This window comes from Nannocystis bainbridge (assembly GCF_028368995.1).
Classification (GTDB): Bacteria; Myxococcota_A; Polyangia; order Nannocystales; family Nannocystaceae; genus Nannocystis; species Nannocystis bainbridge.
This window is the reverse complement of sequence record NZ_JAQNDL010000003.1, coordinates 1,334,992-1,347,352: the sequence shown is the minus strand read 5'-3', so window position 1 is coordinate 1,347,352 and position 12,361 is coordinate 1,334,992. Positions and strand designations below refer to the sequence as shown.

10 protein-coding genes are annotated in these 12,361 nt (G+C 70.7%); 5 read left to right on the top strand and 5 right to left on the bottom strand.

What is annotated here, in order from left to right; all coding sequences use genetic code 11:
- Position 1 precedes the first annotated feature (1 nt).
- Positions 2 to 619: an RNA polymerase sigma factor gene (locus tag POL25_RS30590; RefSeq protein ID WP_272089796.1), complete on the bottom strand. Its 618-nt coding sequence runs from the start codon at positions 617 to 619 to the stop codon at positions 2 to 4.
- 127 nt (positions 620 to 746) lie between these two features.
- Here POL25_RS30590 and POL25_RS30585 point away from each other — a divergent pair, with 127 nt between their 5' ends.
- From POL25_RS30585 to POL25_RS30575, 3 genes are all read left to right on the top strand, one after another.
- Positions 747 to 3,500, top strand: a complete 2,754-nt coding sequence (locus POL25_RS30585; RefSeq protein ID WP_272089795.1) for a serine/threonine-protein kinase — start codon at positions 747 to 749, stop codon at positions 3,498 to 3,500.
- Between the two features lie 152 nt (positions 3,501 to 3,652).
- Positions 3,653 to 4,309 carry a glutathione S-transferase family protein gene (locus POL25_RS30580; RefSeq protein WP_272089794.1) on the top strand — a complete coding sequence of 219 codons (657 nt, stop codon included), beginning with the start codon at positions 3,653 to 3,655 and terminating at the stop codon, positions 4,307 to 4,309.
- 390 nt (positions 4,310 to 4,699) lie between these two features.
- Positions 4,700 to 5,242, top strand: coding sequence for a hypothetical protein (locus POL25_RS30575; RefSeq protein ID WP_272089793.1), 543 nt, complete (start codon positions 4,700 to 4,702; stop codon positions 5,240 to 5,242).
- A gap of 75 nt (positions 5,243 to 5,317) precedes the next feature.
- On the opposite strand, the gene POL25_RS30570 is transcribed toward POL25_RS30575, so the two are convergent.
- Positions 5,318 to 6,670, bottom strand: coding sequence for a hypothetical protein (locus tag POL25_RS30570; protein ID WP_272089792.1), 1,353 nt, complete (start codon positions 6,668 to 6,670; stop codon positions 5,318 to 5,320).
- Between the two features lie 296 nt (positions 6,671 to 6,966).
- The gene (locus tag POL25_RS30565; protein WP_272089791.1) at positions 6,967 to 8,484 is read right to left on the bottom strand and encodes a hypothetical protein; all 1,518 of its coding nucleotides are present in this window, start codon (positions 8,482 to 8,484) and stop codon (positions 6,967 to 6,969) included.
- On the opposite strand from POL25_RS30565, the gene POL25_RS30560 reads away from it, so the two are divergent.
- Positions 8,483 to 8,926: a hypothetical protein gene (locus tag POL25_RS30560; RefSeq protein ID WP_272089790.1), complete on the top strand. Its 444-nt coding sequence runs from the start codon at positions 8,483 to 8,485 to the stop codon at positions 8,924 to 8,926. The genes POL25_RS30565 and POL25_RS30560 overlap by 2 nt on opposite strands.
- A gap of 357 nt (positions 8,927 to 9,283) precedes the next feature.
- Entirely contained in the window at positions 9,284 to 9,796 is a 513-nt protein-coding gene (locus POL25_RS30555) for a DUF1622 domain-containing protein (RefSeq protein WP_272089789.1), read from the top strand.
- Between the two features lie 125 nt (positions 9,797 to 9,921).
- Here POL25_RS30555 and POL25_RS30550 read toward each other — a convergent pair whose 3' ends face one another.
- Entirely contained in the window at positions 9,922 to 10,752 is an 831-nt protein-coding gene (locus POL25_RS30550) for an amidohydrolase family protein (protein WP_272089788.1), read from the bottom strand.
- A gap of 184 nt (positions 10,753 to 10,936) precedes the next feature.
- Positions 10,937 to 12,325 (bottom strand): monooxygenase, encoded by a 1,389-nt coding sequence (locus tag POL25_RS30545; protein WP_272089787.1) that lies wholly within the window; start codon positions 12,323 to 12,325, stop codon positions 10,937 to 10,939.
- Between the last annotated feature and the right edge of the window lie 36 nt (positions 12,326 to 12,361).

Sequence of the window (12,361 nt, the reverse complement as noted above, 5' to 3'; positions counted from 1 at the left end):
TTCAGCGCGCGAGCGCCAGCTGGTCACGCAGACCGGCTGCCCACCGCTCCAGGTCCGAGATCGTGCTATGCAGGCTCTCGCGGTCGGTCTCGAGCTGGTGGAGGAGCAACTCGAGCTGCCGCTTGGCCTTGCGCAGGCGGCTGCGCGCGGTGTCTTCAGGGACGTTCAACAGCACCCCCAGCTCCCCGCCGGTGATCTGCTCCCAATAATACAATTCGAGGATCATCTGGGACGCCAGCGGGAGGCGACGCAGGGCGTGGAGCAGCAGCTTTTCTTCGGCGCGCCGCGCCAGCAGGGAGAACGGGCCGGCGCCGAGGTCGATGGCAGACGCTTGCTCGAGGTCGAGGGGAGCCGGGGCCCGCAGCTTGGCCCGAAAGAACTCCCGCAGGATGTTATGGGCGATCCCGAACAGATAGGTGCGAAATGAAGAGTCCTCGCGGAACCGTTCCTGGCCCTCGACGCAAGCGACGAAGGTCCGCTGAACCAGGTCTTCGACCCCGAAGTCGACCTTATTGCGGAAGAAGCGGCGGATGCTGTCGAAATGGCGCTTGAAGAGGTCATTGCCCGCGCGACGGTCCCCCGAACGCCACGCCTGGAGTAGCTCGACGTCGCTCGTCATGACCTCACTTTATCACAGGCGGACGCGCCGCGAGACGGCGTATACTGGCGATGGACCTGTGATGGACAGTGAGCCGACCAGCTCGCGGGGATTCAGTCCGCCGACGCGGGACCTCGAGGGCGAGGCGATGAGCCGCAGGATCGCGTGGCGCCTGTTCGGCGAGACCTCGGAGACCGTCACGATCGGCCGCTTTCGCGTCTGCGAGACGCTCGGGCAGGGCGGGATGGGGGTGGTGTACGCGGCGGAAGACGAGCAGTTGGATCGCAGGGTCGCATTGAAGGTGATCCGCCCGGAGGTGGTCGCCCATGCACCCGGCGAGCGGGGCCGGCTGCTCCGCGAGGCGCGAGCGCTGGCGAGGCTGTCGCATCCGAACGTAGTCCAGGTCTACGAGGTCGGAGAACACGAGGAGGGCGTCTTCATCGTCATGGAGCTGGTGCCTGGCACGACGCTGGCTCACTGGCTCGTCGGCGGATCCAGGTCGCTTGAGGACATCCTCCGGCGCTTCGTCGAGGCCGCGCACGGGCTCGAGGCGGCGCATCGCGCCGGGATCGTGCACCGCGACTTCAAGCCGGCGAACGCCCTGGTGGGCGAGGACGGCCGGGTCCGAATCGTCGATTTCGGCCTCGCGCGCGGCGAACGGCTGCAAGCGCCCGCGAGCGCGCCGGCCAGCGGAAGCGTCGACTGGGCCGCACCCGCCGCGGTGACCACGGGCTCGCTGGCCGGGACGCCCGCGTACATGTCTCCGGAGCAATTGAGCGGTGCGGCGTGCGACGCTCGCAGCGATCAATTCTCGTTTTGCGTCGCCCTGTACGAGGCGGTCCACGGCGAGCGTCCATTCACGGTGGAGGAGATGCTCGAGCGTGGGCGCGCGGGGGGCGGCGCGCGGGCGCTGCCGCATGCGGCGAAGATGCCGCGCTGGTTGCGGCGACTATTGACAACAGGGCTCGCGTACAGCCCTGCCGATCGTTATCCGGCGATGGCGCGGCTGATCGCCGAGATCGAGGCCGCGCTCGGCCGGCGCAAGCGGACGCGGATGTTCGCGGTCGCGGGGCCGGCGATGATCGCGGCGGCCGTCGCCGGCAATCAACTCAGGCTGGGCCCGCCCGAGGTCGTCGGCTGCCCGGCGCCGGAGACGGCGCTCGTGGGGGTCTGGGATCCAGCACGCCGGGATGCGCTCGAGGCGGCGTTCATCGCACTCGACGCTCCGTTCGCAGCGATGGCCCGCGAGCGGGTCGTCAAGGCCCTGGACGACTACGCGGGCGCGTGGACGCGAGCGCGTGCAGACGCCTGTGAATCGTCGGTGACACCGAGCGAGCAGGCGCGACCACGGCTCGAGCGGAGGGTCCAGTGCCTCGAGCGAGCGCGAGACGCTCTGGGGAACCTCGTCGAGCAGCTGTCAGCGCCCGATGCCGGGATCGCAGCGGAGGCCGAGGGGCTGGTCGCCGGTTTGCCAGATCCGCAACGTTGTCGCCTGTCCCTGGCGACCGCCCCTGCGCCGCGAGCCGCGGAGGTGGCTGCGCTCGCCTCGCGTGCGAGCGTGCTCGAGGCGACGAAACAAGGCCGGGACGCGGTGGCGGTGAGCGAGCTCGCGTTACAGGCGAGCAGGCGCATCGGCGATCCGGGGGCAGAGGCCGAATCGTGGCTGGCGATGGGGCGGCTACGGAACCGCGTGTTGCGCGAGCCGTATCTGGCCCGGCGGGCATTGCATACCGCCTATGATCGCGCCGCAAGGGCCGGTCGTTCGGATCTTCTGTGGCAGATCTGGAGCGAGCTCGCGCTGGTGGATGGCTTCGAGCTGGGGGACTCGAGCGGCGGCGAGATGTGGCTGGAGCACGCATACAGCACCGTGGTGGATGCGGCAGATCCGGCCGTGGGCGCGACGTTGCAGGCCGTGCAGGCGCAATTGCTGGACCTGCAGCCGGGGCGCGCGCACGAAGCCGTGGTACTCCGCAGAATGGTGATTCGCGCGCTGGAGGCCCTGCACCCGGCCGACCATCCGCACCTCGTCGTCGCCCGCGAGGGGCTCGCCAGCAGCCTCGGCCGCGCAGATTCGCCGAAGGAGCGTCTCGCCCTGCGCCAGGCGCTGTGCGAGGAGCTCCGGTCCCGCTACGGCGCCGAGCACCCGTGGGTCGCGCGTTGCGAGCTCGACCTCGGGATCGATGCTGTCGAAGATCAGCGCTATTCGGAGGCGGTAGCGCCGCTCGAGCACGCCCGCGCGGTCCTCTCCGCCACGTACGGGCGCGACAGCGTGCGGGTCGCGACCGCGGAGCTCATGCTGGCCGAGACCGACCGGGCGTCCGAATCACTGGAGCGGGCGGAACGGCGGGCCCGCTGGGCGTTCGCGGTGTACACGAGGGAGCTGCCGCGCGGCCATCCCGATCGCGTGGCGGCGCTGCTGGTGCTCTCGGACATCTACCTCGCGAGTGGCGACGTCGCGCGTTTGCTCGAGACGAGCCGCGAACTGCTGCGGATCCACGACGAGGAGCAGACGACGGTGGAATTCGATGTCCCGGGGGTGCTGACAAACATCGGCGAGTGCCTGTGCGATCTGAACCGCTGCCACGAAGCGCTGCCGTACTTCGCGCGGTTGACGGTGCTCTATTCGGAGGTGCCGGACGAGGAGAAGGTCTTGCGGGCCTTCCCGGCGCTGGGGATCGGGCGCGTGCACCTGGCGAGCGGATCTCCCGCTCTGGCCATTCCGTTCCTCGAGGAGGCGCTCGCCATCTTCGACGCGAACCCGCGCGCGCGGCAGGGCATGGACGCGGCGTACGCCCTGGCGGCGGGACGTCTGGCGGAGGCGCTCGAACAAACGCGGGGAGATCCTCGCCGGGTCCGCGCGCTGCGTCGTTTGGCGGATTCGCTGACGGAGGTGCCCGGCTAGCCCGTGAGAACGGCCATCGCGCGTCATGGGCCCTGGCCGCGGAGCTTGGTTCATGGCGCTCTGCGTATGGCCGAGTCAGCTTGCGCGCAAATCGCTGACGTGCTCTTCCTTGGCATGCCCACGGCCACGACGGCCCGGGTGAGGAGGTTCGGATGATCACGCTCTACGGCTTCGGCCGGGTCCATCCCAAGGTCATCGGCGAGACACGCGACCTGCGCGTGCTGTGGGCGCTCGAGGAGCTCGGGCTGCGCTATCGCGTCCACCCGCTCGACCACACCGGCGGCGAGTTCGACAGCCCGGCGTTCGCGGCGATCAGCCCGTTCAACCAGGCGCCGGTGATCGACGACGATGGCGTCATCATCGCCGAGACGGGCGCCATCCTGCTGTACCTGGCGGAGAAGGCCGGGGCGCTGCCGGCCGACGCCGCGGGCCGGGCGGCGATCGTCCAGTGGTGCTTCGCGGCGCTCACCTCGGTCGAGCCGCCGGTGGCGACGATCCAGCTGATCGGCGGCGGCGGCCTGCCGGCGGGCAGCGACGAGCAGCAAGCCGCGCTGGTGGCCTGGACCCGCCGGCTGTTCGCCGGGCTCGAGCGCCGACTCGAGGGGCGCACGTGGATCGCCGCGGACGAGTTCTCGGTGGCCGACATCCTGCTCGCCACCGTCCTGCGGGAGATCCGTCAAACGGCCCTGCTCGGCGACTACCCGCGGCTGCGGGCGTTCTACGTGCGAGCCCTGGCGCGCCCGGCGTGGCAGCGCACGCTCGAGCGCTACGCCGAGCGGCTCGGCGTGACCGTGGCGGACATCCCCTGAGCGGGACCGGCGAGGCCGGTGCGCAGGGGAGCGGCGCGACGCTCGGGGCATGCTTGAGAGCTGTCTGAAGGGACATGTGGCGCCATTTCGCTGCAGCTCGCGGCAGGAGATGCGGCTCCGGTCCTTCGGGTCAGCATCGCCGCCCGCGGCGCTGCTCGTGCTCGCCCTGCGCGAGGCGGAGCTCGCGAGCGACCCCGGCGGGCGTCTGTCCTTTGGTTCATGTCGATCGGCCACGGCGGCTCGAGGCGACGCCCCTTCTGGTCCTGCGCGAGGCCGCGAGCTCGCGGCCGACACGGCGGGCGAGACCCCGCGGGCGCGCTTGCGAACTTCATCGCGCGCGGCCCACTCGTTTCGCTTTCCTCTCAGCGGCGATCCGCTACCCTGGCACCCATGGCAACACAGTTCGGGGCCCTCGTTCACGGACGGCGCGCAGACACCGACGCGGCGTCCAGCGTGGAGGCGCGGTCGGTCGAGGAGGGGCGCGTGGTCGCGTTGGTCGCGGTGCAGGGCAATCTCGCCACCCCGTCGCTCGAGGGCATCAAGGGCGCCCTTGCACGCCTGGCTCGCGTGAGCGACGGCGCAGCCGCGACGCTCGCAGCCGCGACCCCACCGCCGCCCTATTGTTCGGGCGCGAGCGTCGTGCTCCTGCTCGGCGACGTGGCCCACGTTGCAAGCACCGGCGGCGCGCGTTGCTACCGCGAGCGCGGCGGGGTGCTCGAGGAGCTCGCCGCAGGGGCCCACGACGCGCGGCCCGGCGATGCCTTCGTCGCCGCGAGTCACACGGGCTTGCGCACGGGGCAAGCCTTCTTCACGACGGACATCCGGTCCGCCGCCGACGCGGAGTTTCGCAACGACGCCCTCGACGCCGCCCTGGGGTCGGCGCTCGCCCCGTATTCGGCCCTCGTCGCGGTGGCCGCTGCACGCGTCGATTGATACGCGTCGCCTCCGCGACAAACGAAAGGGGACCACGTGCCGGCGCTTCGGCGCGTGCCCGGTTTTCGCCGCGCCTCAATCGACGCCGACGCGGATGGGCATGGCGTGAGTCACGATGTCCCAGCCCTCGGGGTCGACGCCGTCGATGACGACCAGGAACAGGTCGTGCTCGCCCGGGGGGAGGCCGTCGGCGTTGAGGCGCAGGTCGATGGCGCCGTCCCAGCCGATCCACTCCTGGACCTCGCGCAGCGTGGCGCTCTGGAGGTCGACGCTGTCGCGCAGCTCGACGCGCCTCCAGCCAGTCTCGGCGGTGTTGCCGACGAGGACGCGGCTGTCGTCCGACCACAGCTCGCGCACGTCCGGCTTGGGCAGCGGATTGTCGACACCGTCCTCGGCCTGGCCGAAATTGCCGAAGTAGTTCTGCTCGATGAAGTGACGCAGGCGCATGGACGGGTCAGCGTAGATCCGCTCGGTCTGCATGTTCTCGCTGATGATCGTCTTGCCGTCCTTGTGCACGCGGGTGATCAGCTTGCCGTCCTCCTGCCCCTCGGTGCCGGTGAAGACGAGGATCTCCAGCAGCGCCCAGCCGCCGTTGCTGTCGCCGGCCTGTCCGCCGTAATAGGTGGACTTGTCGCTGGCCGAGCGGTTGACGAAGGTGAGCACGCCGGCGCCGCCGATCTGGTTGTGGATCTTGATCTCGCAGTCGCCGTCGACGACGGTGTTCTCCCAGTTCACGCGCTCGTGCTTCCACTGGTAGGTCTTGACGTACGGGGCGCCGTCCAGGAGCATCACGTTGCGCACGTAGTGGGCCTTATAAAAGTGCCGCTGCTCGGCGATGGGGAAGCCCGGATCGAAGCGCCGGGTGGCGTTGTAGTGATCGCTGTCCTCGGGCGTAAAAAGGACCCTGCCGCGCTCGGGGTCGATCTCGACGCTGGTGGGGCCGCCGAGATCGTTGAACGACCAACCGTCGCCGCTCTCCATGGTCTGCCCGGGCGAGAGCGACTCGATCTTGCCGTCAGCGCCGCCGAGGAAGGTCCGGGTGACGTCGTTGCTGCCGAAATCGCCCTCGATGGTCACGAGGTCGCCGTGGCGGTAGCTCGCGGGCAGGTCATCGCCGGTCGAGGAGGAGGTCGTGAGGTCCGGGGCGTCTCCGCGGGTCGAGGAGGAGGTCGTGGGACCGCCACTGTCGCCGGTGGTGGAGGAGGTCGTGGGGCCGGCGCTCGAAGGGGATGTCGTCGGCTCGCTGGCGGTGACGTCGCTCGCAGCGGTGGTCTCGGTTCCGACGCCGTCAGTGTCGCTGCTCGCAGCAGGGCCGCCGCCGCCACCGCAGCTCGCCCCCGCGAGCGGCAGGCCGATCGTCAGGGCCCATGAGAGCGTGAGGACGGAAGAGCGGGAGGGGAGCGAAGCAGAGCGAATGCGCGTGTTCATGAACCCACCTGTCGGGCTCCGTTTTACCTCGACGCGCGCGCGCACCCGCGAGGCCGCCGTCGCAAACGTGCGGGTGAGGTTCGCACGTATGAGAACGCCGCGCAGAAGGCGGTGATGGGGCCCCGGGCCCGCGCATGCGAGGGACGCCCGCGTGCTTCGTCAACGATGGCATTCTTATTTTTTTAAAAAAAACATGTCCTACGGGACATGTCGTCGGATTCTCGCCATGCGGTGGCGTTCGCGGATTCGCGCTGCAGGTCAGCGATCCGCGAATCGGGCAGCGATCGCTCGGCGGCTCAATCCCGGCACTGGGCGGCCAGCACGGCCCGCGTCTCGCCCTTTCCGAGCGTCCACTGCCCGGACGGGAGCATCGGCGGGACGTTGCCGGCGAGCGAGGCGAGGTGATCGTCGACCATGAGGTCGCGGTCCCAGATCGAGACGGTCACCGCCGCACCTGGCTTTAAATACAGGTCGGTCAGCTCGCCCTGATGCGAATAGCTGCTGACGGTCGGCAGGCCGATCTGGCGCCCGTCGCTGTGCAGCGAGACGATGAGCTCGGGGGCCGAACCATCGGCGTCGTACTCGCGCGAGGCGACGCGCACGGAGAGCGACGAGAACTGCCACAGGTGGCACGGGGCGTCGACGCCGGGCTGCGGGGGCGGCGGAGGCGGGGTGAGATCGACAGGCGGGGGCGGCGGCTCGCAGCGCGCGAGCGCCCTGGCGTGAGCCGGCGGGTCGACGAAGGTCAGCCCGCGATCGCTGCAGCTCCGCCGCGGATCGATCTGGCAGTCCTGCGCGCGCTTGCGGCTGGCCTCGATCGCGGGGGCATAGCGCGCGTGGAGCCGCTCGAGCTCCCTGGCGTCGCCGCGGCGCTTGCAATAGCCAGCGGCGATGCGCGACTGGACCTCGTCGTCGGCCCGCTTGAGCTCGCCGTGGCGCAGGGCCAGCGCGTCGAGGAAGCGCTGCTGCGGGAGCAGGTTCCACAGGGTGGCGCCGCGCGGCAGGTTGGAGATCACCTGGTACGGCTTGACGATGAGCTGCGTCGGCACGGTCGCGCCGGCCTGGACCTCGCGCTCGAACGCCTGGGCGCGCTGGACCAGGACGTCGATGTCCTGCAGCTCGCTCACCGAGTTCCAGCCGCCCGGGCCGCCGCCGTTCTGCAGCACGTAATAGCGGGCGCGGTGCCGCGCGAAGAATTGCCGGGTTTCGCTGCCGGCCCCGGCCCTGACGCCGAAGCCGAAGAACGACACCCCGGCGCCGCCGGAGACCCGCTGCAGTTCGGCGTCGGCGACCTCCTCGAGCGCGACGATGCCGAGGAACAGCCCGCCGCTGCGGACCGCGGCGACGAAGCCGTCGCCGCAGCCCTCGTAGAACTTGTGCGCCCCTTCGCGGCGGAGGGTCGCGGCGGCCCCGTCTTGCAGGCGATAATCGACCAGCGAATGGCCCGGGGAGTCGAAGGAGATCTGGATGACCGTGAAGGTGGTGGCCCGACGGTGGGTCCGGCGATCGAGGTTCTCGAGCCCGAGGTCGAGGCCGAAGTCGGACAGGCCGAGGCTCACGCCGCCGGAGAAGCCGACCTGGCGCGCGACCTCCTCGCGGCTGCGAGCGAAGAAGACGTGGCGGCGCCACATGCCGCCGCTGCGCGTGCGGTTCACCGGCCGCGGGGCCACGCAGGCGCCGCGCATATCGCCGGACAGCGAATCATAGCCGTGGCCGAGCTGGGCCTCGGGCGGGGCGAGGACCCGGGTCGATTGACCGGTGTTGACGCCGGCGCAGGCGGCGAGGGATAAGGCGGCGATGCATAGGATCCGCATGGCCCAGCAATGTATCGATCCCGCGCTCGCTGCAGCGCGCCGGCGGCTCGGCCTGCCGTTGCGCGTCCTCACTGCAATCGGGGTGACCGGAATGCTGGCCTGCGGACACGCGCGGGGGACCCCGGCTCCGGCCCCGCCGCCGGTGGTCGAGCCGGAGCCCGACCCACCCTGGGGACCGCCTCCGCCGCCGCCGCCGCCCCGCGCGGCGCCGGGGCCGAGGGTCGAGCACCGCGAGTCGTCGTGGACGGTCGAGGAGCGGTCCACCACCACGGAGACGCACATGCGCGTCGAGGCGCCGGAGCCGGAGCCGGAGCCGGAGCCCGAGGCGTCGCCGGCAGGGGCGTGCTGCCGGATGTGTCACAAGGGCAAGGCCTGCGGCAATACGTGCATCGCTCGCGACAAGACATGCCGCACGCCGCCCGGCTGCGCGTGCGACGAATGATGTGAGCTGCCCTCTGCGGCAAAGATGTGCATCGCCCGCGACAAGGTGTGCCGCATATGGCCGGCTTGCGCGTGCGACGAATGATGCGAGCCGTCGATCACCGCAGGCGTGGGCACGAGCGTGCGCGTGTCGGTTGCTCCCGACATTAGCGCACAATGTCGATACGCGCCGTGATGCGTGAGGACAAAGCGAAGGCGCTCCGGTCGAGTGTTGCGGCCGAGCCCGCTCGTGATTGCGCGGCTCGCATGCTGCGCCGATGGGCCCGGCGGGCCTGTCCGTCGCGCGACGGGCGAGCGCGTGGGCGGGCGACGCCGGGGGTGCGGCCCGGGTCGGCGACGTCGACCAAGATTTCGCGTGATGCGTCTCCTTCGTCTCGCCCCGCTGCTCGTGCTGTGCGCCTGCCCTCTCACCGTGCGCATCGAGGACGGCGCGGTGGCCCCGGCGGCCGCGGTCGAGCCTGCTCGCGAGATATGCGAGAACGCGATCCCCGGGGCCTGTGCCACCGAGATGGTGCTGGCGACCGTCGTCCAGTACATGACGTTCTTCGCCGAGCTGTGCGGGGCGCTGGTGATCGCCGTGGCGGTGCTGCGGGCCCTCGCTCGCTTCGTGCCGCACCTGCCGCGCCGCGCCTCGCCGCGGGACACGTATCAGGACGAGATCCGGCTGCAGCTCGGCAAATCGCTGGCGCTGGCGCTGGAGTTCGAGCTGGCGGCCGACATCCTCAAGACGGCCGTGGCGCCGTCGCTGGCGGTGATCGGTCAGCTGGCGGCGATCGTGGTGCTGCGGACGCTGCTGAATTATTTCCTCGAGCGCGAGCTGCGGCAGGCGGAGAGCCGCGGGCGAGCGGCTCCCGAGGTCGCGCGCGAGTGATGCGGCGCTCCTCGCTTGCGAGCTCGCCGGGAGATTCGTCGTAACCGTGCCTGTGCGTCTCGGAGCATGCTCGTGGCCATCGACGCGGCTCGACGGCCGCGGGAAAACGCGAAGAGCCGCCGCTGTCAGGCCAGCTTGAACACACGCCGGGCGTTGCCGGCGAGGAACAGCGCGCGCGCCTCGGCGTCGAGGCCGAGCGCATCGACGCCCGCGAGCGCGTGGGCCGGGGCGATCATCGGCCAGTTGGTGCCGAACAGCACCTTCTTGCGGCCGTGCGCGGCGAGGTACTGCACGAGCGTCGGCGGGTAGCGCTTGATGGTATAGGCGGAGGTGTCGATATAGACATTCCGGTGCTTGGTGCAGACGGCCACCATCTCCTCGGTCCACGGGTAGCCGATGTGGCCGCCGACGATCACGAGCTCGGGGAAATCGAGGGCGATCTGGTCGATGTAGGGGATCGGTCTGCCGACCTCGGACGGCTTCAGCGGGCCGGTGTGGCCGACCTGGGTGCAGAACGGGACGCCGAGCTCGCAGCACTCGGCGTACAGCGGATAGAACCGCGGGTGCGTCGGCGGCAGCTCCCACAGCCACGGCAGCACGCGCACGCCGCGGAACCCGAGCTGCTTGACGCAGCGACGCAGCTCGCGCACGGCGTCCATCGGCCGGGTGATGTCGACGGAGCCGATGCCCGCCAGCCGCGAGGGCGCCTGCGCGACCCATGCGGCGACCTCGTCGTTGCTGACGAGCGGGCCCATGGGCCCGACCCACGCGCTGATGAGGCCGAAGCCGACGCCCCCCTGGTCCATGCTCGTCAGCGTCGCCTCGAGCGGCCACGGGCCGGCGAAATCGTCGCCGGTCCAGCGCTTGAGCGAGTCGAGCCACGGCTGCGCCATGAACCGCGGGGTCGGGTGCTGCATCCAGGCGTCGATGATCGTCGGCGGGGTGGCGTCGCTCATGGAGAGACCGAGCGTATCACGCGGCACCCCTGGCTCGTGCGCGCGTGCAGCGAGGGGCCGCCGCCGCGAGCACGACTGCGCTCTCGTCATTCCTCGAGCGGCCCGCCGACCCCCGGCGGGGCTCACGGGCCCGGGACGATGAACACGACCATTCCCTCGAGCGGCGCGCCGGCCCCGGCGGGGCTCACGGGTCGGGGACGATGAACACGCCGGCGAGGCACATCTCGTTGTTGGTGCCCCAGCCCGGGAGGACCGGGTCGACCGCGCTGCGGGTGTCGTAATTACAGGTGATCCGCAGCTTCGAATCGATGGTCAGCGGCAGCGGCTGCTGATAAAAGTAGTAGAGCTGCCAGTCGAAGTCCCAGCGCTGGACATCGGCGGCGCAGCGGGGGGCGGCGGCGCCCTCGACCAGCTCGACCTTGAGCTTGCGCCCGTATTGATGCATGTGCGGGAAGATGCCGAGCAGCTCGCCGGTCTGCGCGCCGTGGTGCGGCAGGAAGTCGGCGAGCTTGAAGTCGAAGCTGTACTCGACCGAGGCCTCGCCGGGCGCGAGCTGCACGGGATCGCCGGTGGCGAGGCTGTTGAGGAGGTCGTCGGGCAGGAAGAAGTGGCCCTCGCGCTCGACGCTGTCGGCGTAACGGACGTGCACGGCCGTCTTGTCCTCGACGCCGGCGAGCGCGTCGTCGGTGAGGTTGTAGTGGACCTGGACGATCATCCAGTCGTCCTTCGTCATGCGATAGCCGGTGCCGGCGGGCAGCTCGCTGATGCCCTGACCGGGGGCCCATGACACGGGGATCCCTCGCGGCTGGACGCCTTCGCCGGCGGCGCCGAAGCAGGGCCAACCGTCGCGGTCGGGTGATTCAGCGTCGAGCGCGGTGATGAGGTCCTTGTTCTTGACGCCGCCGGCGCCCGGGGTTTCGGGGTCGACGATGACGACGAGCACGTGGTGGATCATCGCCGCCACGCCAGGCTCGACGCTGTAACCGGTGAGGAAGCGATCGGCGGTGAGGCCGGTTTCGACGCGGAAGCAGCGGTACTCGTCGAACGCGGCCAGGTCGCCGCCCTCGGCCTCGGGCACGAACGACGGGGTCTCGTAGGTGATCGCGTCGGCGAGGACCTCGATCTGCGGCAGCGCGAGGTCGGTGCGCGGCTCGCCCTCGGGCGCGCCCGCGGCGGCCCAGCCCTCGATCGCATCGATCTCTTCCGCCGACAGCGCGCGCGAGCCCTCGAAGCTGCCGCAGCTGCCGTCGTCGGTCACCAGCCACGGCGGCATCGTGCGCGCCGCGACGGCGCTCGCCGATGCCGCGGCCCACGGCTCGGCCGCGGCGTAATCGTCGAGGCGGAACGGGGCGATCCCGCCGGCCTGATGACAGGTGACGCAGCGCGCGTAGTAGATGGGGGCGACGTCCTGCCAATAGGTGAGGGGCGCCTCCTCGCCCGCGGTCGCGCTCGTGGAATCACCGACGTCGGTCGCGGACGCCTCGCTGTCGTCGCCGCCGCAGGCGACGAGCAAGGCGAACAAAGGAATGCACCACGGGGCAGCGGCGCCCCGGCCGTTCACAAATAGAGTCATGAGAGGCTCCCGCGGCGAAGGATGAGCGCGCTGCGG